Source organism: Schleiferilactobacillus perolens DSM 12744, assembly GCF_001435585.1.
Taxonomy (GTDB): Bacteria; Bacillota; Bacilli; order Lactobacillales; family Lactobacillaceae; genus Schleiferilactobacillus; species Schleiferilactobacillus perolens.
Genome location: NZ_AZEC01000005.1, coordinates 1 through 25603 on the forward strand (window position 1 = coordinate 1; position 25603 = coordinate 25603).

Sequence of the window (25603 nt, forward strand, 5' to 3'; positions counted from 1 at the left end):
GTCTAACAATTATGGGGCACTTCATCTGTCAGTGATGACAGACCGGATCTTTTGTTATGTTCAGGAGGAAATTGATTATTCTACAGATACAGAGGCTGTGGTCACACCGTATGAAGGCACGGATGAATTCGGCCAAGCCAAGTCAATCTGATTGGGGTTACTGCTGACAAATGTACCGGTATCATTCACGACCCGATGCAGAACAGTCCCATCAGCTAACGTGATCTTCAGGCGAGTCCCTTTGGGATACTTGGCTAAGTTAGCAGCAACACCGTTGTAGCCCATGTTAGAACCCAAGGAGGCGGGATCATAGAACGTCACCTTAACCGTCGCACTCGCGGAGCTAACAGTATTGGTTGAGGCTGTTGAATTTTGTTGGGTATTAGCTGAATACGTATTGGTTTGCTGTTGCGTATTCTGTTGCTGACTCGGCTGAGCGGCCTGCTGTTGAACCGCTGGTTGAGCTTGTTGCTGGTGGGCAGGTTGGGCAGTCTGCGTCTGCTGAGTCGTTGGTTGGGTATTCGCCCCCACGACACTCACATATTTACTCGGCACCCACCCGCTGGTGATATGGTACCAAGTATAACCGTTTCCGGTACTGGTTTCGCTATATTGGGCAGTTTCGCCAGGAGCCAAGTAGGCCGCGGCCTTGCCACTATCGACACCGGTCCAAACGGTGGTTGAACCAGCTGTATAGTTAACTTTGACAGATCCAACTGCAGTCGCTGTGTTAGCAGGAGCCGCAGTGGATGTGGCAGTTGTATCATTAGCGGACTGCATATAAATACTCGGCACCCATTCGTTTTGACCCACTTCAAACCAAGTCGTGCCATTCACGGTTTTGCTATCGATGATATTGACTTGCTGACCGTGGGTAAGGTACCGGGTTGGTGTGGAAAAGGCTGGTGAACTCCATACGGTAGTTGCGCCGCCTTCATATGTGGTCGTACCAGTGGTCGCCGCTTGTGCTTGACCATGACTGAGGGTCAACGTACCAATCAATGCGGCGGCGCTTAAACCAATGGAGAACAGTGTTTTATTGTGAGACATAACTACATTCCTCTCTTAATACCTTGTGTGAGCAATTCGATTGCTATATCGTTATCTACGAATAACTTCAACCTGACGTACAGGTCGAGAATAATAATAACACGTTCAACCTATTTTCCAAGGGTTGATGAGCTTATAAAAGTAGGCGATGCACTAGACTCGGTGGTACGCAAGGGATACAGAGGTTATTATAATTACGTGACTGTTATTACGACATCGTTACGAAATGTCATAAGAACGAAAGAATCACATTATTCAAGCACTTCTCTAACCGTGAAACTCATTGAGCGACTTGGCGTTTGGCGGTTATTACAAACACAAAAAAACCCTGTTGACTGTTATTTTGTCAGGACAGGGTTTTCGTAAAGACTAGATTTTACTTTTTGGGTGATTCCATGCTGCTTTGTAACGGGGTAATGGCATCCGCTTGGGCTTGCTCGGCGGTCAAAACAGGTTCTTTGGCGTCTTGATGCAGGGTGATCAACACTGTCCCTTTTTGCACACTGTAAGTGCCCTCAGTAAAAATGTTGGTCAGCATTTGCCATTCCTGGGCTAACCACCCAGTTTCTAAAGCAAAACTGGGTGGGGTAGCCGCGGCCAACCGGGAGGCTACGATGTCGCCCGTCAAGGTGGCCGTGATCGTTTTACGGCGAGTATGGTGAATTGCTAACGTCCCAAATTCTGCCTGTTCGGTAAAAATGGGCAATTGTTCTTCATTGCTCACCGGGAGCTGCCTGGCCATTTGTTTACCAAGCCAGTATTCCAGATTAGCATGATCGTGACCCAGCGCGATGGGTAAAGCCACATCCCGTAATAGGGCAACCGAAAAACGACTTTGTTGCAGTTGATCATATAAAGAATTGGTCATCCTGTTTTTGCCTCCACTTCTGAATCATTATAACGAAGAACGGGAACGGATAAAAGGGAGAAACCTGTTCCGGTCATTAAGGAACAATAAAAAATATTGAAAAATGGGAAATTTTGGCGGGATGGTGATGTTCTCAGTCTTAGTGCCAAGGAAGCGCTGAATTGGCCGTGGTATAATGTAGTTTCAGGAAAGGACTGTTGTTTAATGCGTTCTGATGCGCGGCCAATTGGCTTCTTGGACTCTGGCGTTGGTGGTTTAACGGTGATCAAAGAATTTGTCCGACAATTACCAAATGAAAGTTATCTTTTTATTGGTGATCAAGCGCGCATGCCGTATGGTCCGCGTCCCGCGGAACAGGTGCAGCAATTTGCGTGGCAATTGACCCAATTCTTGCTGCAATTTGATGTGAAAATGGTCGTCTTTGCCTGCAACACAGCGACAGCTGAAGCGTTGCCGCTGATTCGCAAACTAGTCGACATTCCCATTGTGGGGGTGATCCCCCCCGGTGTCCGTGCCGCCATTCGGGCCACGCGTAACGGCCATATCGGAGTCATTGGCACTGTGGGGACGATTCGCTCCCACGCCTATGATGGGGCTATTCAAGCGCAAGCCCCGGAGATTGAGGTATCCACACTGGCTGCCCCCAAGTTTGTGCCGGTCGTGGAGAGTAATCAGTATCATTCACCGGTGGCTAAAAAAATTGTGGCGGAAACCTTACAACAATTACCGGATAAGGATATTGATACATTAGTGTTAGGATGTACGCATTACCCTTTGTTACGACCGCTCATCCAAAATTATATGGGCAAGCACGTTACATTGATTGACTCCGGGGCAGAAACGGTCAGCGAAATTTCTGCATTGCTGGATTACTTTGACATCCGCAATCTGGAGCATGGGCCTCAGTCGGCGCCTAAATTATTTACGACCGGTTCTCCTAAAATGTTTGGAGAAATTGCTGAAGATTGGCTGCGCATGACCGATTTACCGGTGACAAAAGTCAACGTGACTGATTTGCCAGCCGCAAACGGAAAGGAAATGGTGTCTTAATGGCAGTACCGCGCACATTAGTCGTGGCGACAAAAAATCCGGGTAAAGCTCGGGAATTTGCCAAGTCATTCGCGAGCAGCGGCATCACGATCCATACTCTGCTGGATTACCCGAATGCGCAACAAGTCAACGAAACGGGGACCACTTTTGAAGAAAACGCTCGATTAAAGGCCGATCATTTTGCCCATGTACTCCAATTACCTGTATTGGCAGATGATTCTGGCCTGATGGTAGACGCACTTCACGGACAGCCAGGGATTCGTTCTGCCCGGTTTGCTGGTGATCATAATGACGCCGCCAACAATGCTAAGCTACTCGTGGAAATGGGAGGCATGCCCGAGGAACAACGGGGGGCTACCTTTCATTCTACCTTGGTCATGGCTTGGCCGGACCGGCCAGCGGATGATTTGGTTGTTGTCGGGGAAACTAGGGGACAAATATTGACTGTCCCCCGGGGTGACAATCAATTCGGCTACGACCCGCTCTTTTTCTATCCGCCCAAACAAAAATCTTTTGCTGAAATGAGTCCTGATGAAAAAAATGAAATCAGTCACCGTGGTCTGGCGTTAAAGAAGCTTGCCATCGTTTGGCCTGACTGGTGGCAAAAAGAGGAGGCCAAATAATGCGTACACTCGTTGTGTCTGATACCCATGGTGATCGCGCAATTTTGGAGACGATCTATCAACAATTTCAAAATGAGGTCGATGCATTCTTCTATTGCGGTGATTCTGAATTGGCGGCCAGTGATTCCATCTGGCAAGTGATGTATGCTGTGCGCGGAAATATGGATTTTGATGCTGATTTTCCAATGGCCCGGGTAGAGCATGTTAAAGGGGTCACGGTGTATGAAACCCATGGGCATCGACTTGGAGTCAGTATGGGCACTGGTAAGTTAGCAGAACGGGCCCATGCGGTGAATGCGGATTGCGCATTCTACGGGCACACACATATGTTGGAAGCCCACATGGAGCAGGGAATGTTAATTCTGAATCCTGGTTCTATCAGCCAACCGCGCAGTTATCAGGAATATGGCGGTACTTTCGCCATCGTCAACGTCAATGCCACAACCGCTGCAGTGGACTTTTATGACCATCAGCTGCAGCCAATTCCAGCATTGGCAGAATCTTTTACCCGGTGAAAGGAGAAATGGCATGATTATTCCAGAACTACAACAATTTCTACTCAAAAACCGGGAACATTATTTAATTCCGGCAGATGTTGTCGCCAATGTGTCAGTCGATAACCGACTTGGCCACGCATTTTTGGTATTAACCAAGGTACGTTATGCAAAAATACCGGTACTCGATAATGACAATCATTTTTTTGGTTTCATTTCACTGGCCATGATTACGGATAAGATGCTTGCTTTAGATCACGTGTCCTTGGCTCCTCTGGATCAGCTGAAAGTGGCCGACGTGATGGAGAAGGCGGCTGACGAAGCCGTGGTGGATGATATTTTAGATGTCGAAAAAATCTTACATTTATTAGTCGACAATCCATTTATCCCTGTGGTCGATGATGATAATATTTTTCAAGGGATTATTACACGGCGGGAATATATGAAGAGCTTCAATGAACTCGTCCATAATCTTAACCGGGAATATGATTTAGTACCGGTCCGTCATCCGGTTCACCATTCTTAATTAAGGAGGTTTTTTTTATGACACTTGAAGTTTCGACTGGGGCAGTGGTTTATCGCCGCTTCAATGACGAACTGCAATATTTATTGGAGGAGAGTACGTCGAGCCATTTTTGGGGATTTCCTAAAGGACACGTCGAAGCCGGCGAGAATTATGAAGAGACGGCTGAGCGGGAAATTCGTGAGGAGACTGGACTGCATGTCCATGTGGATACCACGCAATTTCAGGAGACTGATGAATATCCACTGCCTAATGGTAATCAGAAACGGACGATCCTCTACTTGGCGGAAGTGACTGGTGACCCGGAGATTACAAAGCAGGATGAGGAGATCAGTCATATTGGCTGGTTTAACTATGAAGACGCGCATACGACGTTGACGTATGATTCGTTGAAGGTCATTTTGGAAAAGGCAAATGCTTACCTGACTGCCGGGCATGATGCTAAATAATTCTAGGCACCAAAAAACGAGATAAAGACAAAGTTGGTTCCCCTGCCACCAAAGCTTGCGCAGCTTTGGCACTAGTGTGTGAGAAATCATTAACTTGTCTTTATCTCGTTTTTCTTTTGCCTTTTTACATAGTTTCGACGTCTTCCGCCACTTTTTCTTCCGGTTTATCGAAGAACAGGGCGGAGAGGATGCCGAGGATGGTGAGGACGATAGCGAGGATGATTTGAATCAGCCATTGATTGGTAGGGAGTGTGGCGAATGGCGGGAGGACGCCGGTGTCGAGAAGAATGACAATAGCGGCGGCGACCACGCCTAAGACAGCAAAATAGACTTGCGCCGGGAAGTGCTTGAGCAGCCATTCCATGAGTTTAGCAATTAAGACCAAGCCGATTGCCGCACCGATCATGAAAGGCAGCAAGATAAGCAAGCCCTGGCTAATCATGCCCCAGCCAGCATTATCCCCCCTGAGCAGTAGACCCGCGGCGTCGGTGAGCTGGCTGACAGCGTGGTAGACCGTACCATATTGGTTGATCACCATCAACATAATAGAACCCGAGATGCCTGGAATGGCCATCAAGGAGACGGAAAACAGACCGGCGAAGAGCAGCATGGCGATATCAGGAAAGCCGTTCACCTGGCGAATCGCCACGGTGGCCGTGCTGGCACTCTCACCCAATTGAGCCAGCAACCAGATGATGCTGAAACCGGCCAATGGCAGCAATACATAAACTGGTTTAAAAGGAATCTGACGCATTTTCTTCCAGACAAATGGAATAACACCAAGTACTAAGCCAGTAAAGAAGGCATACGCCAAAATGGGATAGATTTCAGTTAAGTAAAGGACTAATTTGGTAGAAGCAAGAATCCCAATCACGACTCCGATAGCGATAGGGACCAGCAACCGTAAGTTTTGGCGTGGATTACTGCGGAAATGGTTAATGCTGGCGAGCAAAGGTTCATAAACCCCCACCACCACGGCAAAAATGGAACCAGAAAGGCCGGGAACCACTAGCGCAATACCGATGAGAAAGCCTTTGATAATGTTCATAAGCATAGATAGAGAGACTCCTTTTGATAGTCATCGTGGTGCGGACCAAATAGGGCCGCCCAAACGTCAGTATTTCCAGCTTACCAGAACCTTGTGTATTTTTGTACTAAGATTTTGTTAGATTTAACGCATTCGTCGGTAAGGTGATTCCCGCATCGTGAATGGCGGCCAGATATGCAGATAAAAAGGCGTTTTGTACTTTGACTTGAGCGCCGTTTTTAACATACATCTGCACTTGCAGCGCTAGATTACCCTGACCTAGGTCAGTAACTCCCAAATCATCCGGTCCGCGGGTGATTGCGTCGTATTTAGGGACGAGTTCCTTGTTTTTCGTCGCAATGATTTGCTGCACTTGCCTTAAAGGTGTCGTTGGGAAGACATGAATTTGAATCAATACGCGCATATCACCTCGGGACTTATTGGATACGATACTGATATTCCGATTGGGGATGAAGTTTAACGTCCCATCGAAGCTGGTGACCTGCGTGGTGCGAATGCCGATCGCACTCACAGTACCGGTAATTTCGTCAATTTGGACGACGTCTCCGACCTCGAACTGTTTCTCCAAGATGATGAAGAATCCGGTCACCACGTCACTCACGAAGCCTTGGGCGCCTAAGCCTAGGGCTAGAGATATCACCCCTGCACCAGCGATCAAGGTGCCCACGGGAACCCCCAATGCGCTGAGCAAAGCATAACAATAAAGGAAAAACAAAATATAATTGGTCCCATTGGTGACCAGCGTGTCCATAGTATTCACGCGGGAAGTTGAATACTTTTCAGAGCGGCGATATTGCTTAAAGACATGCTGCAAGACAAGTTTTGCGACTCTTTGCAGAATAATGAACAAGATAGTGTAGAACAGCAATTCTAAGGCTTTTTGCGCCACGATAGCGACAATGTTCTGCCAACGGAATTTAGCGAGAAAATCTTCCCAAGTACTGAGTGGGTCTGTGGTCCCACTTGTAGTGGCCAAAAACACGGCAATTCCTCCTTTTTATTTACTCTAAGAGTTTAGCACAGGTGGTAGAATTGATTGAAGGCACCGCTTGATGATGTTATCCTTAAGATTGAAGTCATGAAGTGAACGGATGGTGAATGTTATGTCGGGTATTGAAATTGCGGCGCTGATTGCTGCAATTGCGTTATTACTTTTGGTCGTATTCCTCATTTCAACATTGCTTAAAGTGAACAAAACTCTAGCGAGCGTGAATGAGACTGTGACTCAAACCACTAAAACGTTGGACGTCGTGACCGGTGATGTGGACGTGTTATCACAACAAGTGGAAGCGCTGCTCGTGAAGTCCAATACATTGTTGGCAGACGTTAACGGCAAAGTGGCGGATACAGACCCGTTGTTCAAAGCAATTGGTGAGTTGGGGGAAACGGTATCTGATTTAAATACTAGTTCCCGCCATCTGGTCACCAGTGTGAAGCGAAACGGTAAACGCACTGCAGCGGTAGGTTTAGCCAGTAAAGCAATGGGCGTCTTTAGACGCAAATAAACAATTGTTTTAGGAAGGAAGTTGGGCATATGGCGAAGAAGGGTCATTTCTTAATTGGTTTCTTGATTGGTGGCGCGGTGGCGTTTGCGACTGCATCATTATTAGCACCCAAAACCGGGGCACAATTAACGGATAAGTTAAAGAAAAAGGGGACTGACGGCAAGGACCGCGCAATGGACTATTACCATTACGCTTCTGATCTGACAGATACTCTGCGGGATCAAGCTGGCGACAAGATTGAAGATTTGAAGTCCACATTTGCCGCTTTGAAGGACAATATGGCTGCGCACAACACACCGGACCAAGCCGATGAGGCAGATCGGGCGGCGTTTGATGCGGAAACTGACGACATTGGCGATGCGCTAACTGCAGCGGGCGAAGACAGTGATCAAGACTTTGATGACATTGTCATTGATGGCAAGTCTGCATTTGAAGCCGCCAAAGAGAATGCGGATGCTGATCAGTCACAAACTGCGACAGATACTGATCCAACCGCACAGGATGAACCGCAAACACCGGATACGCCGAACGATCAAGATCAGGCGCACGGACCAGTTCCACCAGTCCCACCGGTTGAACCAGATTCAGCCGCACCTGAAAAATAAGAGTTAGACAATTGAAAAAGGGCAACCAACACATTTTTGCTGGCTGCCCTTTTTGTTCGCTCGGTTAGTCTTTAACCGGAATGATTTGTAATTGTTTGTCAGTGTGGGTAAATGGTTCACCGCCAGTTTCAGTGACGTGCACACAGTCCTCAATCCGAACGCCGACCACACCTGGAATGTAGATTCCTGGTTCAATGGAGAAGCACATACCAGGAGTCAGTGGCATATCGTTACCGGCCATGATCGACGGAAACTCGTGGGTAGACGTGCCGATACCATGGCCTAAGCGGTGAATAAAGTAATCTCCATAACCTGCCTTGGTAATAATGTCCCGGGCAATCTTATCCAGTTCCGCAGCTGTCAACCCCGGTTTCACCGCATCCATGGCGGCTAATTGGGCTTCCAAGCAGACATCGAATACTTCCTTCTGCTTAGCCGTGGGGGCACCAAAGGCGACTGTTCGACTGGCATCACTCATGTAACCTTGATGGTTAGTGCCTAAATCAAAGAGGACGAGTTCGTTGGGGACGATGGCAGTCGAGGTTGGTTCGCCGTGGGGATCAGCGGCGTTAACGCCCGCTTGCACAATCGTGTCAAAACTCATGTGCATGACCCCTTGCTTCATCATGGCGTAGTTGATTTCTGCCACGACGCCTTGCTCCGTAATACCGGTACGCAGGGCGTCAAAGCCTACTCTGAAACATTCATCGGCTTCTTTACCAGCGGCAACCATTTTGGCAATTTCGTCCGGAGACTTGATCAATTTGGCCCGTTCCATGTAACGGGAAGCATCCGCTGGAAATTCAGCCGCTGGAAAGGCCCGCTTAATCGCAGCAAAACGTGCGTAAGGCAAGCTATCCTTTTCAATTGCCCAAGCGTGGGGTTGATTGGTGCGTGCCTTAATGTGTTGGGCAATGAGGGCAAACGGGTCTTCTTGGTCTAAATAACCAAATACGTCGCCAGACCAGCCAGCTTTCTTTGCCGCTTCGACTGAGAGGGCCGGGGTGAATAGGAATGGTTCTGCGTTTGGAAACACAAAAAGTGCTAAGACCCGTTCCTCAGGGTCACTGTAAAAGTTAGTAAAGTAATTAATGTCCGTCGGGTCGCTGATATAGGCAACATCGACGTGCTGATCATTGATCCATTGTTGCAGTTTTTCTAAATGAGTCATTGTTACACATCCTCCTTAATTAGGTGCATTTAGTTTAACACAATCGCTTCCATTTTCGCTAAACGAGTTACTGAAAACAACTTGTTGATTAAATGGCAGAATTTCATGAAAATTTCAATAAAACGCTTGCATTTCCGTGCTTAACCTGGTATTGTTTTATTGTCAAATTGAAAACGAAAGCAAAATGTGAGGTAAGTGTGAATGGATAAACAAACTATTACAATCTATGATGTGGCGCGTGAAGCGAATGTCTCCATGGCGACTGTCTCCAGAGTCGTCAATGGTAATCCCAACGTCAAGCCCGCCACTCGGCAAAAAGTATTGAAGGTCATTGAAAAATTGGACTATCGTCCCAACGCGGTTGCCCGCGGATTGGCCAGCAAGAAAACCACGACTGTCGGGGTCGTTATTCCAGACATTACCAACATCTATTTCTCAACCCTCGCACGGGGGATTGATGATGTGGCGACAATGTACAAATATAACATTATCTTGGCCAACTCTGACGAAAATAGTCAAAAAGAAGTCAGCACATTGAATAACTTGTTTGCCAAGCAAGTAGACGGGCTGATTTACATGGGTCACAACATTTCCGATGCCGTACGAGCGGAATTCAGCCGGGCAAAGACGCCCATCGTCCTCGCTGGTTCAGTAGATCCTGACGAACAAGTCGCCAGTGTGAATATCGACTATAAGGGTGCTGTGAAAGAGGCGGTCACTTCTTTGCTGAACAAAGGGGCCAAGAAGATCGCGTTTATTTCCAGTCCACTGTCTGAGCCGATTAATGGCGAATATCGATTGGCCGGATATAACGATGCCTTGGCAGACGCCAAGATTCCATATGATGGCAACCTGGTATTTGAAACAGAGTACAACTTCCGTGCCGGTGCCGCCCTGTGGGACAAGTTGCAAGCCGTTGGTGCTGACGCCGCCTATATCGCCGATGACGAATTAGCGATTGGTGTACTGGACGGAGCCATTGACCGCGGTATTAAGGTGCCTGATGATTTCCAAATCATCACCAGCAATAACACGGTGCTGACTGAAATGGCACGGCCACAACTCAGCTCGATTAGCCAACCCCTATATGATATCGGTGCGGTGGCGATGCGGTTATTGACCAAGATGATGAATAAGGAAGCAGTCACTGAAAAGACAGTCCTGCTGCCCTTCACCATCACAGAACGGCAATCAACTAAGGCGTAACTGATTTTGCGCAGTTTTGGTAAGGTCCGTCGGCAACTAATGCCTGCGGGCTTTTTTGTTGCCTTCTTTCCATTGACATTCGTGGTAAGGCTTTCTACAATGAAGAAGTGGTTGGTACCAGTGAACCAGTGAGGTGAGGCGATGTCAACGTATGAACAACCACTTCATGAACAATTAGTCGAGTTACTGCGGCACAAGATCACGCAGGAAATGCACCCCCACGACCGGCTGCCCTCCGAACGGATGCTTACCCAGACATATCAAGTGAGCCGCAATACTGTGCGAATGGCATTATCCGAACTGGAAATGATGGGTTATATTTACCGTCAGCATGGGAAGGGAACGTTTGTCGCCAACAGAGTAGCTAATCCCACCAATTTGACCACGACTTATAGTTTCTCGGATCAGATGCGCGCAGAAGGACGTCATCCTGAAACAAGGATTCTTTATCTGCAGCAACTGGAAGCACCGAAGTTTTTGGCCGCGCACATGAATTTGCCGTTGGGGGCACCAATTTTTAAGCTGAAGCGGATTCGCTGTGCCGATGGTGTGCCGTTGATGGTGGAACGGACATTTTTACCAGTCCGTATTTTCCCTGGGCTAACGGTGGCGCAATTGACCGATCATTCGTTGTATCACGTGATGGCCGAGGATTATGGTGTGAAAGTCGCCGAGGCCAACGAGGCGTTCTATGCGGGGATCATTAACGGTAAAGACGCTCAGCGGTTGACCGTACCTGCTGGTTCCCCGTGTTTGAACGTACAGCGCAGCACCACCGATCCCCAGGAGCGGATTGTGGAATATACCCTGAGTGTTTGTCGGGGAGATCAATTTGTTTATCAAGTGCGTCATGTGAATGTCGCGCAATCGTGAAAGAGAAGAGGAGTGTCGTCCATGTTTGAGAAGTCAGCAGCTGAATTGACAAAATTAGGCGCCGAGATCACTACCCGCGAAATTAAACAGCAACCGGAGTTATGGCGTGAGGCTTGGACCAATTATGAGCGCCAGCAACCGGAGATTGAGGCGTTCTTAAAAAAGGTGAGCGAAAGTGTCACCGGACCAGTCCGTGTGATTTTTACCGGGGCAGGGACCTCGGCTTATGTCGGGGATACAATTACCCCGTACCTGAACCGGCAGGGGGATCGCCACCAGTTTTACTTTGAAGCACTGCCCACCACGAGCCTAGTGTCTTCACCCGCCGATTACTTTGAACCAGACACACCCACGCTGCTCGTTAGCTTTGCCCGTTCTGGCAACTCGCCGGAAAGTGTGAAAACGGTGGAGTTGGCAGAGCAGTTGGTGCACCAGCTGTATCAATTAACGATCACCTGTGCACCAGAGGGCCATTTGGCCAAGCGGGCAGAAGACGAGGACAACAACCTCGTATTATTGCAGCCAGCCCGTTCCAACGATCAAGGCTTTGCCATGACCGGCAGTTTCAGCTGTATGACTTTAACGGCCTTGTTGGTCTTTGACACGGCCAGCCATGCGGATAAAGCGCAATGGATCGACGATATTGTGGCGATGGGTGACGATGTCATCGCCCGTGAGGACACATTGCAAAGTTATATTGCTGATGACTTTGACCGTATCACTTACCTTGGTTCCGGTAGTCTGGATGGTTTGACCCGGGAAGCTCAACTGAAGATTTTGGAACTCACCGCTGGCCAGGTGGCTACCGTGTTTGATACATCCATGGGCTTCCGGCATGGTCCGAAGAGTTTTGTGAATGACAAAACCTTGGTATTTGATTTCATCAGCAATGATGCCTATACCCGGGATTATGATATTGATGTCTTGGCGGAAATTGACGGAGATCATATTGCCCAACGGGTCGTGGCGATTGGCCAAGATGCGGGGCGGCACTTTGCGGGGGACAACTTCCTATTCAATCGCAATGATGTAAGCCTCCCAGAGGCGTATCTCGCGTTACCCGACGTCATGGTGGCGCAAACACTGGCACTGCTCACATCCGTCAAGATTGGCAACAAACCAGATACGCCTTCTCCCACAGGAACAGTCAACCGAGTGGTCAAAGGGGTCATTTTGCACGATTACGAGGCCTAGTCTCTTGATGTTCAATGACCAATTTCAATGAATTTATGGAAAGCTGGAATTGTTAGATGAGTTACTATATTCATGCTGCAAAGTTCTTTTTACCGTCCAATACTGAAAACGGCGGTTACTTGGAAATCACTGACGAGGGTAAGTTTGGTCAGTATCTGCCAGAAAGCCAAAAGCCGACGGGTAAAATTGAAGAAATGAACGGTCAATGGATTGCCCCAGGGTTGGTGGATACGCACATCCACGGTCTGTTAGGACATGATGTGATGGATAATGACTGGGAAGCCATAAAGACAATGTCAGAGGGTCTGCTGAAGGCTGGGGTCACCAGCTGGTTACCGACGACTTTAACGGGTTCGTTCGATCAATTGAATGCCGTGTGTAAGACGATTGGCGACCATGCCGGACAAGAAACTGGCGCAAAGATTCAGGGTATTTATTTTGAAGGACCTTATTTCACCACAGAACACAAAGGTGCACAAAATCCGAAATACTTTAAGAATCCGAGTTTCTCTGAATATCAACAATGGCAAGCATCTGCAAAGGGCTTATTGAGGAAAATTGCGATCGCGCCAGAACGTCACGGCGCAGTGGAATTCACTCGAGCAGTGACTGCCGACGGGACCGTGGTCGCCCTGGGCCACAGTGACGCCACCTTTGAACAGGCGCAGGCTTGTATCGAAGCTGGGGCCAGTGTATTCACCCATACATTTAACGGGATGAGCGGCTTAAATCACCGGGCACCTGGCATGGTGGGGGCAGCGATGTACCTCAACCGCGTCGATGATGAATTGATCTGCGACGGCCATCATGTACGGCCAGAAGTGGCAACAATCTTAATTAAAGAGAAGGGACCGGAACACATTGCTTTAATTACGGACTGCATGCGCGCTGGGATGATGCCCGATGGCGACTACGTGTTGGGTGAATTTCCGGTTTATGTGAAAGACGGGATGGCCCGGTTGAAGGGCGGCAATAATCTGGCTGGTTCTGTACTGAAGCTGAATGAAGCCATTAAGAATGTGGTTGATTGGAATGGTGTCGCACCCCAAGACGCTGTGGAAATGGGCAGTTATGTGCCTGCCAAATCCAGCGGTGTCGGCGAAAAGTGCGGTTCAATCTTGCCGGGTCGGGCAGCCGATTATATTGTTTTGAATGATGATATGTCGTTGGCTGCGACTTATCTGGACGGTCAAGAACGGTATCGCAACGATCACTAGGAATTAAAAAACAAGCGGTCCTGGGGCTTAATTGAACCCCAGGACCGCTTGTTTTCTTATGGCGATTGTTGCTGACCACCACTGTTATTGTTGCCGCCGGATTGGCCGCCAGATTGACCAGTGCCCGTACCGCCGGAATCGCCAGTAGAGCCACCGGAACCTTGACCAGTACCGGTTCCCGTACCGGGAGTGCTAGTACCGCCAGAACCGGTGCCGCCGCTGCCTGTTTGACCGTTACCAGTTTGTCCAGTGTTGGTACCTTGCCCCTGATTTTGTCCAGTTTGTCCTTGGTTGGTTTGACCTTGACCAGTATTACCAGTACTTGGATTCTGATTCTGGGTCGTGCCGGTGCTGCCTGAGTCCTGTTGATTGGTATTACCGGACTGATTACCCTGCCAGCTGCTGCCCACGTCGTTAGATTCCTCGCTGCCGGATTCGTCAGTCGCATTTGCCGCCGAGACATCTCCCACTTTATCATTGGGATCGCGAATGGTTTCGCCAGTGTATTTAGTGACCGTTCCATAGCCGTTCTTGGCACCAAAGAAGTTGGCCCAAAATAGGTTGTAGTTCTTTGTGGTACCACCAATGCCAAATGTAAACGAGGTGGCTGCCGGTGTGAAGTTGTTGAACAAGCTGGTGACGGTGTTGCCGCTCACACTGGTACGGCTGCCCTTATAAGTAATACTCCCAGCAGGCAGGCCAGTCTTAGCCAGAACACTGACTGATTTCACCGTATCTGGTTTTTTAAACGTCTTATCGAGCTGGAAGACCTTAGGATCAGCTGCATAGGCTGCATTGGCCACCCGTGCCCAAAGTGCCTGATTGATGTTGGTCCCAGAGTCGTTCAGATTATACGAGTGACCCCAGAAGTTGTCATAACCGATCCAAGAAGCCATGGTGACGCCTGGTGTGGAGCCAACAAACCACACATCTTTGTTGTCATTCGACGTCCCAGTCTTACCATATAGGGAGCTGGTATCAAAGTTTACTTGATAGGATAGGGATGCAGCCGTTCCTTGAGTGACGACATTGCGCAGCATATCTCGCATGATATACGATGTCGCAGCAGTAAACGCCTGTTTCTTTTCGGCATGGTGCTGATACACCACTTGACCGGTGGGTGTCTCAATTTTGTCAATCACAAAGGAATCTGTATGTGCACCCTCGTTGGCGAAAGTCGAGAAGGCACTAGCTTCTTGCTGAACACTAATCCCATTGTCGGTACCACCTAAGGCCACACCAAGACGAGAGAGCTCTTTGTCGGTCAGGGGGACACCCAAATTATCCATATACGTTTTCGGGTTTGTCTTGGTCCTTAATTCCTTGTAAAGATTAACCGCAGGAATGTTATAGGATTGGGCCAAGGCTTCTTTGGCACTGATGAATCGATTTTGAATCGTTGAGCCGTAGTCTGATGGAGAATAACCGTTGTAGTTAACTTCAAAATCGGCAATTTGCGATTCGGTCCCGATTAGTTTTTGGTCCACTGCCGGACCGTAAACTAAGTATGGTTTGATCGAAGAACCAGGAGAGCGATAGGTGTAAAAGGCATGGTTGCTCTGATTTTCCGAATAGTTGCGGCCGCCAATAAAGCCCAGTACAGCCCCAGTCTGGTTGTTGAGGAGGATCATCCCATTTTGCACCGGTTCAGTCACAGTTTCTTCCTTCCCAGTGGTGGGATTGGTCACAGTGTACGAATGGGTCGTTCCTAAATAGTCACCGTATTGATTCATGGCGGTTTGCATGGCATCGTAAACGGGTTTATTGATTGTTGAGTGTACCTGATAATTCTTGGTAGTCAACAACGTGAGTGCCCGTTGCCGATATTCGGCATAGGTATCGTTGTGTTGCCGCACGGTGGCCCATTTCAGGCCATCATTTTTTGCCAGGTATTGTGCCAAATAATACACAGCCTGGTCGGAAATGAGATCATACAGATAACCTAATTTGCTGTCAGTCCGTTCTGGGGTGGCTTTAGCCAAAAACTCGGATTTCAGATCCTCTTTTTTGGCTGATTGATACTGTTTGTTGGTCAATACGCCAGCGCGATACATGCGAAACAAGACGGTATTTTTGCGATCAATCCCAGCGCTGAGATTCTTCTTCAGCGTGCCGGTTTGTGTATAGGGCGTGTAGACAGAGGGACTTTGCGGCAAGCCAGCAATGAAAGCGGCCTGAGCAATACTTAAGTGATTGGCGTGTTTACCAAACAACCCTAGCGCCGCTTCCTCCACCCTGGCCACGTTTTCGCCCTTATTGTTGCGGCCAAAAGTGGCGGCATTCAAATACGCCCGGAGGATCTCCTCTTTGCTAAAGAATTTGTCAATGCGGGAGGCCAGTAATATTTCACTGGCTTTACGTTTGAAGGTTGTTTCAGAGGACAGCAACTGCATTTTGACCAATTGCTGAGTCAGGGTCGATCCGCCGGTTTGCCCGCCGATCCCTGTAATGTCACCCACCCCGGCCCGAATTAGGGCCTTGGGTACCACGCCGGAGTGCACGTAAAAGTTTTCATCCTCGGTAGCGACAATCGCTTTTTTCAACCAAGGTGAAATGGCCTTACTGGCGACGGGTGTCCGGCGCAGATCAGTGTTGAAATTCATCATTTTGACGTTGTCCGCGTAATATAACTGGGACGATTGGGTGGTCGTATTGATTTGCTTTGTCAGAGTACTGCGGGTGGGAACCTTGACAGTTTGGACGAGCGCACCAAAGTACCCCAGGACCATGCCCATACCTAGTCCACCGATGACAATAGCTGCCGCCAGCAGGCGAATACAAATCGTGCGGGCGGCAGCCATAACGACGTTGAACCAAAATGCCAAAGTCTTCCAACTGGTTGCCCAACCGGCAGAAAAACGAGTGCGCAACCAAGCAGCAAAGGGCGTATCCTGTTCACTCAGGACAGACCGCTCTGCTTGTTTACGGGTTTCTTGCGACAGTTTACGCCGTCGCGTTATCCAAGCACGAAATTGTGCCCACCATTGTCGGATATGCTTCAAAACTGCACCACCTTAAAAAATTACACCCTGCCATTATAACGTAACCATTTCGCCAATAAAAACACAGCCACGTTACAATCGCGTTAAGCTGTAACCAAACGCGCGGCGTGGTTGTGTAAATCGGTTATTGGGCAAGTCGGTAAATGGCATCTGCATAAATTGCTGTGGCTTGCCACAGTTCGGCCAAGGGGATGTATTCATTGGCCTGATGCATGACACTTTCTTGATCGGGCATCTCGGCACCGAAGGCGACACCACGGGGAATGATGCGGCCATAGGTGCCGCCGCCGACAATTCCCTCGCTGCCTTGGTGCCCTGTATGATCTTTATAGACCTGCAACAAGGTTTTCACCAATGGATCTTTCCCACTGACATAATGCGGGGTCTCCGGTGTACCCAGAATCGTACTGGTCACAACATTGGCACCGATCGTTTGGACAATGCGCCGATTAATCTGCTCTGCCGTTATTCCTTGGGGAAAACGCACATTAATCGTCACATTGGCTTGATGATTTTCAAGGGAGAAGTTGAACAGATCAGCACTGCTGGTCAAATCACCCATCAAATCATCATGATGTGCGATCCTTAGTGCGGTACCATCTGTATCTTTGGCCAGATATTGGCTGATCACATGAACGAATGCAGCACCGTGACCGCTCAATGGCTGACTGTCCAGGAATAATGCGAGATAATTTGGCGCGTTGATGCCGGTGTCCGGTTGCGAGGCATGCGCGCCTTTACCAGTGACGTTCAATTGAATTGCATCCCCATGACCGGTGATTGTTCCGTCCACGGGATGGGATGCCAGAAACGAGTCAAATCGTTGTTGCAGTTCCCCTGGATTTGCCCCGGTAATGACCGCACTGGCCGTACCAGGCACCATGTTGTCGCGAATTCCAGCGGTGAAGGATTGTAATGTGTATTCACCGCTGATCTTGTTTTTTGGTGGTAAGACGTCGATCTTAAATGAGGCGATCCCTTTTTCACCATTGATAATGGGGAATTCTGCGTCAGGGGAGAAACCAAAATCGGGCGTTGGTTCTGTTTTAAGGTAGCGGTGAATACCAACCCATTCACTTTCTTCATCTGTGCCGAAAATAAAATGAATTTGCTTGTGGACGCTCAGCCCTAAATCCTTCACGATTTTGAGACCGTAATACGCCGCCATCGCCGGTCCTTTGTCGTCAGCTGTACCGCGGCCATATAGTCGGTCGTTCTTGATCACAGGCTGATACGGATCGGTCTGCCAGCCATCACCGGCGGGCACTACGTCCACATGGGCAAAGAGACCAAGGATTTCGGCGCCGCTGCCATAGGCAATGCGGCCAGCGACATTATCCACGTTCTTCGTGGTGAAACCGTCGCGGCGGCCGAAAGTGAGCATTGTGTCTAATGCTTTGGCTGGTCCTGGTCCCAACGGATAATCTGCAGTGGCGTGTTGAACATCCCGCTCAGAATTAATGCGCAATAAATCATGTAAATCTGCAAGAAGCGCACCCTTACGCTTATCAACTTCTGCTTGCCAATCAATCGTCATAAATTAAACACTCCTTAAAAAGTAAAAGATACAGTGATTACTGTGGTTTCTCGGATGCGTGGGCGAGACTTTGGGAGAAGATGTTGATGACGTGATCGTCAGCCAGTGAATAATATACTTCTTTGCCCTCTTTGCGGCTTTTGACTAACTTGGATTGTTTCAGCAACCGCAGTTGGTGAGAAACAGAAGATTGGGACATCTCTAGAATATCTGCGATATCGTAAACCCGAAGTTCTGATTCATACAAGGCAAACAGGATCTTGGCCCTGGTTCCATCGGCAAACATTTTTAACATACTGGTCATGGCTGTAATGGTCGGTTCAGTAGGTAATTTATCCTTCACTTCGGCCACCAGCCCGATGTGATCAATTTGACTGGGATCTTCTCTTGACATCATGATGTGCGCTCCTTCTTAATTGACTGGGCGGTGATTGTCCCAGGGGTCACTGTGGCAAAAGGTCCAGACTGGCTGACAATGGCTGCCGGTTTAATCAGTTGACTGCCAGGAACAAGTGCCGCCAGATTCAATAACGCAATCCGATCAGCGGCTTTTTCACCAAAATAAGCACTTAATTGGGTTGTGAATTGGGTCGGCCGGGCAGAAGGCAGAGTAAGTAAAAGAGAAGCCGTATTTACCCAACCGCGGTCAGTTTTTACCCATACGGAACTGTTGACCACTTTAATGGCATCAATCGTATACTGGCGGTTGGGCCGTAAAGATCCTGTTTTATTTTGGGGATGCGTCGGTGAGTTGTAACCCACTGCTGATGATTGATGCGCTCGTAATTGGACTTTGGCATCCACAAAAGGCACTAAATTTGGACACAATGTTTCGGGGTTCACGTAATCGGCATCCACAAAGGTGTTTTCACCCACTTGATAAAACGCGCGGCCCTTCATGGCCACGTATTGGGTAGCATGCAAAGTGATGCCCGGGGTGGCGGTATGTTGATTGGGGACGAGGGCGTAGGGGTTTTCATAAGTGGCAATGGGGCGGTCACTGACCACCGCTACATCATCGCTAATGGTCTTCAGGTCAGCTTCACCTTTGAGCTGTTGGTATTCATGGCCCACTTCAGGATAATTTGTGACGACCCCATCGATGGGCAGATTGACGACTGAATCCCAGTGCTTTTGCTTTTCAGTCATTTCATCCCAAACATAGACCTTTTGGCCAATGTAATGCAATTGGTTGACCAATTGTGGCGTGACAATTTCTGAAGAAATATTAACGCCGGTGGTCACGGTGAATCGTTCGAAGTTCAACCGGCCCAGAGAGCCAGCAATAAAGATACGGGGAATGGCGGGCATCAGTTTCTTCATTTCGGCTAAACTCTCATATGAAAAGCTGTGCACCATCACGCGATTCTCCATATGGTACTTTTGAATCAGTGCCACCAGTAACGCTTCCATGTTTTTAGGATTGCCATGTTTCGTCTTTTTGGTCTCGATCAAAAATTTGGCCTTTGGATTGCTTTGAAAGTGGGCAAAAACCTCGTCCAAACTATGAATGGGTTCACCGTTAGCTTGATGCAGTTTCTGCAACTCGGCAAAAGGATGTTCACTGACAATGGCGTGGGTGTTGGTCACACGGTAAAGATCCCGGTCGTGACTGACCACCAGCACATTATCTTGACTGACATGGACATCGAGTTCGACATAGTTAGCGCCATGGGTGAACGCTGAGTCGATGCTTTGGAAAGTTTCTTCTGGGGCATTGAGCGGATCACCGCGGTGACCAACCACAACAAATGCCGTGGTCAATACATATATACCGAGTAACAGAAACAAAACGGACCATTTTCTCACGAATCTTGACACTTCCCTGTTTAGCGAATTGCTGAAAATAGTGTATCATAAAAAAGCAAAGAGCGTTGTCGCAGCGGGTTTAAGAGTCGCTGCTGCGTCGTGCCAAAGCTGCGCAGTCTCCGGTTGAAAGGGGCTGGAACGCTGTGACGGCGGTTTGAGCCCGCAAAGTGCGCGGTCTCAAACACGCCTAACCACATCCGCGCAAAAAGCGCGCGGTGTGGTTTCCACGGCTGAGCCCCTTTCAACCTACGACTGCTCCGCAATGGCACTGGTGATCACTTTAATAAAAGACTAATTGAACCAATGCCTGCAAAGTGAGGAGGGGACGTTGGATGGATTTTGATCAATGGGTTTTTATTGAGCGGTTTATTAATACGGCACTGCCCGTGATTTTGGTCAGTGGGCTGATTGTGTTTACCATTGGCGCACTCCTGCTCGGACCGCGATATAAGGAGCGGCGGCGATGGGGGATTGGCATGATGGTAATCAGTGCAGTGGGCTTAGCGGCGGCTGCCATTTTTATGTTTACCCCTAGCACACGTCATTATATGAAAGAATTCGGTCATGTGACCCCGCGCGTGCGCGTTGAACGGCCATCCTTTTTCGGCTACACACCGGAAAGTGAGCGGATCGTGGGGGCTTATTCGGTCGTGCAAAATGATCAGGATATGAAGCAGCTAACGATGTACAGTCGACAGCCTGTGCGCGAAACTGTCCGCCTAGTGGGCTACGCAGATGGCAGTTATTACTTCTATGTCGGCCAAAATGTGACGCCAGTCAATTATAGCGGTCCGGTGACAAAAAAACAGGTCACGGCGCCTTATTTGACGGGATATCGATACACACTCAACGATCGTCGGTATCGGCAAATCGGATTTATTACGCCGGATCGTTATTCCACATTGGCACTCGTTGTTCCGACAAATTGGAAGGTTAAGACACCAAGCAATGATGTGTTAGAAAACGCCAAAAGGTTGGTTCGCTTGGGGACCAAGTGGACCACAGAGGAGACGACTAATTGATGGACATATTTCAAGCATTACCTGCGCAATGGCAAGATGAATCGACAAGGCTGGTATTTCGCTTGGCGCAACCCAGTGACGGCGCCACCTTTTATCCCCAGTGGAAAGACCCGGTGGTGGCGCGCCAATTGGGGATGGTGCCGGCCGCTAGTTTAAGCGCTGTCCAGACGAAGCTTGGTTACGATCTGGGGCAAGCACAGATTGGCGCAGCTGGCCGTTATGTGGTCGTCAAATCTGGCCGACCGGTTGGGATCGTTGGCTTCAATGACATTGATCAAACGGATGCACGGACTGAGATTGGTTATGAGGTGCTCCCTGAATTTCAAGGGCAGGGCCTCGGGCAGCGTATCGTGGCTGCCATGGTACGCCAGGCGTGGGGGGCGCTGTCCTTAAATCGAGTCAGCGCCGGGGTGCTGCCGGATAATTTAGCCTCCCAGAAGGTTTTGACGCACAATCATTTCATCCAGGAAGGGCGGTTGCGTCAATTTCAACGGATCGGTGATCAGCTCACCGATTTAATTGTGTTCAGCAAAGTAAAAAATTTGGATGCTTAGAAAGCGGGAATTAATGTGCCAGATAAAGCAGTGAATCGTTACCAGACCTTGGATTTGATTGAACAAATCACCCGGTTGGACGGTTCCCAATATTTTGAAGTGAGTAATATGTTTATGAATGGCCGCGCAGAATTAGCGGCCAATCGGGGGATGATTAAAGAAGTGCGGATTATCCAACTTAATATTGCCCATACCCGGGCCGTACAGGCGTATGAAAAATACATCAATGATACGTACAAAATGCCGCCGGAAGACTTTACCAAGTGGGAAGAGTGGCAAAAGCCGGCAGGTCCGGTGAGAGATGCTTTTGAGGAAATTCTAAAGACTAACCACGTCGGTTAGTCGGTTTGATCATCCAACTCGGTTAATTTGTTTTCCCAATCGTGTTCAGCCTGATGACGTTTGTTTTGAAGTGCAGTGAGCTGTTCTTGCAGTGACTGCATTTTTTTGTAGTCTGTTAATGCTGCTGGATCGGCCATGCTTTCCTGCAGTTTGGCCTCCTCATGACTGTATTGGTCGATTTGGGCCTCCAAAGCGGCAACTTCTCTGGTTAACTTGCGTTGGTTACGCTGGGCCGCCTTGGTTTCTTCAAAGTCTTGCTGATTTTCCGTCTTTTCTACTGCCACCGGTTGGGCATCAGCCGGTGTGGCCTGTTCACTTGCTAAGGCGTCTTCTTCAGCTTTTTTGGCAATGTAGTAATCGTAATTGCCCAAGTAATGGGTGCTGCCGTCTTTTGAAAGGACGTAAGTATGGTTGGCCAGCGCGTTGATGAAATACCGGTCATGGGAAACAAATAGAATTGTCCCGGCAAAATCAGTCAGGGCGTTTTCCAGCACTTCCTTTGATTCGATGTCCAGATGGTTGGTTGGTTCATCTAAGATCAAGAAGTTGTCGTGGTCCAACGCCAGCTTCACCAGACTAAGACGGGCCTTTTCGCCACCGGATAGATCAGCGACTCCTTTGAGTACATCATCACCGCGGAATAAGAAACTACCCAGGACTGCCCGAATATCTTTTTCGGCCATGGTCGGGTGATCATCCCAGACCTCATTGAGTACGGTTTTTTCTGGATGCAAAATCATTTGTTCCTGATCGTAGTATCCCACGACGACGCCCGTGCCGAATAACACCGTGCCCGCGAGGAAGGGAATTTTGCCTAAAATACTCTTCAATAAAGTCGATTTACCAATCCCATTGGGACCGATGATGGCCGTACGGTCACCTTTGTCTACGTTGATGTTGATGGGTCCAGACATGGGATGATCAGCTGTGTAACCCACCGTTGCGTCCTTGACCCGTAAAACATCATGGCCGCTGCTGCGTTCTTGGGTAAACGAAAAACGAATGGTTTTATCTGGACCGGTGGGTTTTGGCAAACGAACCATTTTTTCGAGTTTCTTCCGGCGCGATTGGGCCATTTTTGTGGTGGAGGCGCGGACGATGTTCTTTTGAATATAGTCTTCTAATTTAGCAATTTCTTCTTGCTGTTTTTCGTATGCTTTCCAGGCCAACTCGGAGCGTTGTTCCCGTTCTCCTAAGTATTTTGAGTAATTGCCGGTGTAACGAGTCGTTCCAGTGGGGCGTAATTCGACGATTTGAGTGGTTAATTTATCCAGGAAATACTGGTCATGAGAAACTAGCAATAACGCTCCAGGATAATTACGCAGGTAACCTTCCAGCCAAGTGAGCGTATCAATGTCTAAGTGGTTGGTTGGTTCGTCCAGAATCAGCAGCTGGCGTTTTTCCAGTAAGAGTTTGGCCAAGGCTAAGCGCGATTTCTCGCCACCAGATAAAGTGGCAATTGGCTTATCATAAACATCTGGGCCAAACTTGAACCCAGCTAAGACAGTACGAATTTCGGCCTCGTAGCCATAACCGTTTTGCTCCGTAAAATCGTGACTGAGCCGATCATAGGTCGAGAGTAAGTTTTCGTTATGCGGATCAGCACCCATTTGCTGCTCTAATTCGTGAATTTGGGTAGCCATCTTTCGAAGATCAGTGAACGCTGTTAACATTTCCGCATAGATTGTTCGCGTTGTATCTAAGCCAGAATCCTGTGCTAAATAACCCCAGTTCAGATTGTTGGCAAAACTGATTTGACCAGCGGTTGGTTCCTCCTCGCCGATAATGGTTTTAATGAATGTTGATTTACCGACACCGTTAGGGCCCACCAGTCCGATGCGGTCATGGTCCTGGACGACTAGATTGGCGTCTGTAAATATTGGTATGGCATTGAATTCTTTGCGCACATGCTGTGCTTGTAATAAAATCACGAGTTTACACCTTTCTGACGGGCAAATTTTATTCCTTGAATACACAGTTATTTTCACAAATCATTGTACCGAAGAAACAGGCAGACAACAATGTGAAATAATTTGTGATTTATTTGCTTTTTAGCTTGAGAAAACGTATCATTTGTTTACGAAATGTTCGTGGTGACTTGGGAGACCCCTTTAATCCCACCAAACCCGAACATTCTTGAGCAATTCACACGGCCTCCTTGGAGGCCGTGCAATCAGGCACAAGGAGGGCCAAAATGGCAGATTTTAAAATTCCAAAGGCAACTGCCAAGCGTCTACCGTTATATTATCGCTATCTCAACTTTTTACATACTGCTGGGAAAGGTAAAGTCTCATCGACTGAGTTATCCGAAGCAGTAAAGGTTGATTCGGCAACAATCCGGCGAGATTTCTCATACTTCGGTGCGTTAGGCAAGCGTGGTTATGGGTACGATGTAGATTCGCTCTTGACGTTTTTTGCCAAGACATTGAATCAAGATCACCTCACCAACGTCGCACTCATCGGTGTGGGCAATCTCGGTCATGCTTTGTTGAATTACAATTTTCGGCAGACTAACTCGGTGCGCATCTCAGCGGCATTTGACATCGATCCCGATATCACCGGCAAGATTCAAAGCGGCGTGCCCATTTATCCGATGGACGAATTGGAGACCCAATTGCTAGATCAGCAAATTGATATCGTCATCTTGACGGTACCGACCCAATCAGCTCAGGATATCACGGATCGTTTAGTGAAAGCTAACGTTCATGGCATCTTAAACTTCACGCCGATCCGCATCTCCGTCCCAGACACCGTCCGGGTACAAAACGTGGACCTAGTCAATGAACTCCAGACTCTAATCTACTTCATCGACCACTATCCCAATTCAGACAAGAGCAAAAAAGAGAAAGAACCAGAAACAAACGAAACAAAGTAATTGAATCGGCGCACATTAACTCCGCAGAGGAATATGCTTCTGCGGAGCTTTTTGGTTGTACTCGGCTCATCATGCTTTCTTGCCAGCAGTGTCAATGGCGCACTTGGCGCTGCCGGTGAGAAATGGAAAATCTCCCAGCACGATTAGCAGTCTATGGCCAACAGTGCAAATAATTTGCTGAAAAGTGTTGCATTCCAACCCGAAAATGATATCATAGAACATGTGATTAGCACTTAGCTGTGTTGAGTGCTAAGTGACTAACAACTATTGATGATAACTGTTTTAGGAGGGATTCTTCGTGTTAAAACCATTAGGCGATCGGGTCATCGTTAAGGTCCAAGAAGCAGAGGAACAAACAGTCGGCGGTATTGTGCTGGCTAGCAACGCCAAAGAGAAACCACAAACGGGTGAAATCGTTGCGGTTGGCGAGGGTGCTTTGACTGATAGCGGCAGCCGTATCAAACCCAGCGTCAAAACTGGTGATAAGGTCCTGTTTGACAAATATGCAGGATCCGAAGTACGTTACGACGATCAAAAGTATTTGGTTTTGCATGATAAGGACATCATGGCGATTGTGGAATAATTT

26 protein-coding genes are annotated in these 25603 nt (G+C 48.4%); 16 read left to right on the forward strand and 10 right to left on the reverse strand.

Features of this window, described 5'->3' with window-relative positions; all coding sequences use genetic code 11:
• Positions 1-75: 75 nt before the first annotated feature.
• Both FD09_RS06660 and FD09_RS06665 read right to left on the reverse strand, forming a co-directional pair.
• Entirely contained in the window at positions 76-1050 is a 975-nt protein-coding gene (locus FD09_RS06660; RefSeq protein ID WP_057819621.1) for a hypothetical protein, read from the reverse strand.
• 376 nt (positions 1051-1426) lie between these two features.
• A complete protein-coding gene (locus FD09_RS06665; RefSeq protein ID WP_057819624.1) occupies positions 1427-1918 on the reverse strand; it encodes a DUF2507 domain-containing protein in 492 nt (163 codons plus the stop codon).
• A gap of 204 nt (positions 1919-2122) precedes the next feature.
• Here FD09_RS06665 and racE point away from each other — a divergent pair, with 204 nt between their 5' ends.
• From racE to FD09_RS06690, 5 genes are read left to right on the forward strand one after another with little or no spacing between them, the layout of a single operon-like run.
• A complete protein-coding gene (gene racE, locus FD09_RS06670) occupies positions 2123-2968 on the forward strand; it encodes a glutamate racemase (RefSeq protein WP_057819626.1) in 846 nt (281 codons plus the stop codon).
• Positions 2968-3591 (forward strand): XTP/dITP diphosphatase, encoded by a 624-nt coding sequence (locus FD09_RS06675; RefSeq protein WP_057819628.1) that lies wholly within the window; start codon positions 2968-2970, stop codon positions 3589-3591. The genes racE and FD09_RS06675 overlap by 1 nt, the downstream gene beginning before the upstream one ends.
• Positions 3591-4106: a YfcE family phosphodiesterase gene (locus FD09_RS06680; RefSeq protein WP_083487622.1), complete on the forward strand. Its 516-nt coding sequence runs from the start codon at positions 3591-3593 to the stop codon at positions 4104-4106. The genes FD09_RS06675 and FD09_RS06680 overlap by 1 nt, the downstream gene beginning before the upstream one ends.
• A gap of 13 nt (positions 4107-4119) precedes the next feature.
• Positions 4120-4611, forward strand: coding sequence for a cyclic-di-AMP-binding protein CbpB (gene cbpB, locus FD09_RS06685; RefSeq protein ID WP_057819630.1), 492 nt, complete (start codon positions 4120-4122; stop codon positions 4609-4611).
• Positions 4612-4628: 17 nt separating this feature from the next.
• Positions 4629-5057: a bis(5'-nucleosyl)-tetraphosphatase gene (locus FD09_RS06690; protein WP_057819631.1), complete on the forward strand. Its 429-nt coding sequence runs from the start codon at positions 4629-4631 to the stop codon at positions 5055-5057.
• A 124-nt stretch (positions 5058-5181) separates the two neighbouring features.
• On the opposite strand, the gene FD09_RS06695 is transcribed toward FD09_RS06690, so the two are convergent.
• Positions 5182-6111 (reverse strand): DUF368 domain-containing protein, encoded by a 930-nt coding sequence (locus FD09_RS06695; protein WP_057819633.1) that lies wholly within the window; start codon positions 6109-6111, stop codon positions 5182-5184.
• A 100-nt stretch (positions 6112-6211) separates the two neighbouring features.
• On the reverse strand, positions 6212-7093 hold the full coding sequence (locus tag FD09_RS06700) for a mechanosensitive ion channel family protein (RefSeq protein ID WP_420806848.1): 882 nt from the start codon (positions 7091-7093) through the stop codon (positions 6212-6214).
• 115 nt (positions 7094-7208) lie between these two features.
• On the opposite strand from FD09_RS06700, the gene FD09_RS06705 reads away from it, so the two are divergent.
• Both FD09_RS06705 and FD09_RS06710 read left to right on the forward strand, forming a co-directional pair.
• The gene (locus tag FD09_RS06705; RefSeq protein ID WP_057820192.1) at positions 7209-7610 is read left to right on the forward strand and encodes a DUF948 domain-containing protein; all 402 of its coding nucleotides are present in this window, start codon (positions 7209-7211) and stop codon (positions 7608-7610) included.
• Between the two features lie 29 nt (positions 7611-7639).
• Positions 7640-8215 carry a YtxH domain-containing protein gene (locus FD09_RS06710; RefSeq protein WP_057819637.1) on the forward strand — a complete coding sequence of 192 codons (576 nt, stop codon included), beginning with the start codon at positions 7640-7642 and terminating at the stop codon, positions 8213-8215.
• A gap of 64 nt (positions 8216-8279) precedes the next feature.
• On the opposite strand, the gene FD09_RS06715 is transcribed toward FD09_RS06710, so the two are convergent.
• Positions 8280-9386 carry a M24 family metallopeptidase gene (locus tag FD09_RS06715; protein ID WP_057819639.1) on the reverse strand — a complete coding sequence of 369 codons (1107 nt, stop codon included), beginning with the start codon at positions 9384-9386 and terminating at the stop codon, positions 8280-8282.
• Between the two features lie 201 nt (positions 9387-9587).
• On the opposite strand from FD09_RS06715, the gene ccpA reads away from it, so the two are divergent.
• From ccpA to nagA, 4 genes are all read left to right on the forward strand, one after another.
• Entirely contained in the window at positions 9588-10592 is a 1005-nt protein-coding gene (gene ccpA / locus FD09_RS06720; RefSeq protein ID WP_057819640.1) for a catabolite control protein A, read from the forward strand.
• A gap of 141 nt (positions 10593-10733) precedes the next feature.
• Entirely contained in the window at positions 10734-11465 is a 732-nt protein-coding gene (locus FD09_RS06725; protein WP_057819642.1) for a GntR family transcriptional regulator, read from the forward strand.
• 21 nt (positions 11466-11486) lie between these two features.
• Positions 11487-12659, forward strand: coding sequence for an SIS domain-containing protein (locus FD09_RS06730; protein WP_057819644.1), 1173 nt, complete (start codon positions 11487-11489; stop codon positions 12657-12659).
• A gap of 56 nt (positions 12660-12715) precedes the next feature.
• Positions 12716-13876 carry an N-acetylglucosamine-6-phosphate deacetylase gene (gene nagA / locus FD09_RS06735; protein ID WP_057819646.1) on the forward strand — a complete coding sequence of 387 codons (1161 nt, stop codon included), beginning with the start codon at positions 12716-12718 and terminating at the stop codon, positions 13874-13876.
• A gap of 56 nt (positions 13877-13932) precedes the next feature.
• On the opposite strand, the gene FD09_RS06740 is transcribed toward nagA, so the two are convergent.
• The 4 genes from FD09_RS06740 to FD09_RS06755 all read right to left on the reverse strand — a co-directional run bounded on the left by FD09_RS06740 (position 13933) and on the right by FD09_RS06755 (position 20179).
• The gene (locus tag FD09_RS06740) at positions 13933-16878 is read right to left on the reverse strand and encodes a transglycosylase domain-containing protein (RefSeq protein ID WP_057819648.1); all 2946 of its coding nucleotides are present in this window, start codon (positions 16876-16878) and stop codon (positions 13933-13935) included.
• 124 nt (positions 16879-17002) lie between these two features.
• On the reverse strand, positions 17003-18415 hold the full coding sequence (pepV, locus tag FD09_RS06745; protein ID WP_057819649.1) for a dipeptidase PepV: 1413 nt from the start codon (positions 18413-18415) through the stop codon (positions 17003-17005).
• Positions 18416-18452: 37 nt separating this feature from the next.
• On the reverse strand, positions 18453-18812 hold the full coding sequence (locus FD09_RS06750; protein WP_057819651.1) for an ArsR/SmtB family transcription factor: 360 nt from the start codon (positions 18810-18812) through the stop codon (positions 18453-18455).
• Complete coding sequence (locus FD09_RS06755) at positions 18809-20179, reverse strand: glycerophosphodiester phosphodiesterase (protein WP_162261485.1); 1371 nt, start codon at positions 20177-20179, stop codon at positions 18809-18811. The genes FD09_RS06750 and FD09_RS06755 overlap by 4 nt, the downstream gene beginning before the upstream one ends.
• Before the next feature lie 377 nt (positions 20180-20556).
• Here FD09_RS06755 and FD09_RS06760 point away from each other — a divergent pair, with 377 nt between their 5' ends.
• The 3 genes from FD09_RS06760 to FD09_RS06770 are packed head-to-tail and all read left to right on the forward strand — an operon-like array spanning position 20557 to position 22142.
• Complete coding sequence (locus FD09_RS06760; RefSeq protein ID WP_057819655.1) at positions 20557-21246, forward strand: hypothetical protein; 690 nt, start codon at positions 20557-20559, stop codon at positions 21244-21246.
• Positions 21246-21800 (forward strand): GNAT family N-acetyltransferase, encoded by a 555-nt coding sequence (locus FD09_RS06765; protein WP_057819657.1) that lies wholly within the window; start codon positions 21246-21248, stop codon positions 21798-21800. Before FD09_RS06760 ends, FD09_RS06765 begins: the two co-directional genes overlap by 1 nt.
• A gap of 15 nt (positions 21801-21815) precedes the next feature.
• On the forward strand, positions 21816-22142 hold the full coding sequence (locus FD09_RS06770; RefSeq protein ID WP_415649408.1) for a hypothetical protein: 327 nt from the start codon (positions 21816-21818) through the stop codon (positions 22140-22142).
• Here the strand turns inward: FD09_RS06770 and FD09_RS06775 are convergent.
• The gene (locus tag FD09_RS06775) at positions 22139-24073 is read right to left on the reverse strand and encodes an ABC-F family ATP-binding cassette domain-containing protein (RefSeq protein ID WP_057819659.1); all 1935 of its coding nucleotides are present in this window, start codon (positions 24071-24073) and stop codon (positions 22139-22141) included. The genes FD09_RS06770 and FD09_RS06775 overlap by 4 nt on opposite strands.
• Before the next feature lie 263 nt (positions 24074-24336).
• Between FD09_RS06775 and FD09_RS06780 the strand changes: the two genes are divergently transcribed.
• Both FD09_RS06780 and groES read left to right on the forward strand, forming a co-directional pair.
• Positions 24337-25017: a redox-sensing transcriptional repressor Rex gene (locus FD09_RS06780; RefSeq protein WP_057819661.1), complete on the forward strand. Its 681-nt coding sequence runs from the start codon at positions 24337-24339 to the stop codon at positions 25015-25017.
• A gap of 298 nt (positions 25018-25315) precedes the next feature.
• Positions 25316-25600 (forward strand): co-chaperone GroES, encoded by a 285-nt coding sequence (gene groES, locus FD09_RS06785; protein ID WP_057819663.1) that lies wholly within the window; start codon positions 25316-25318, stop codon positions 25598-25600.
• Positions 25601-25603: the final 3 nt, after the last annotated feature.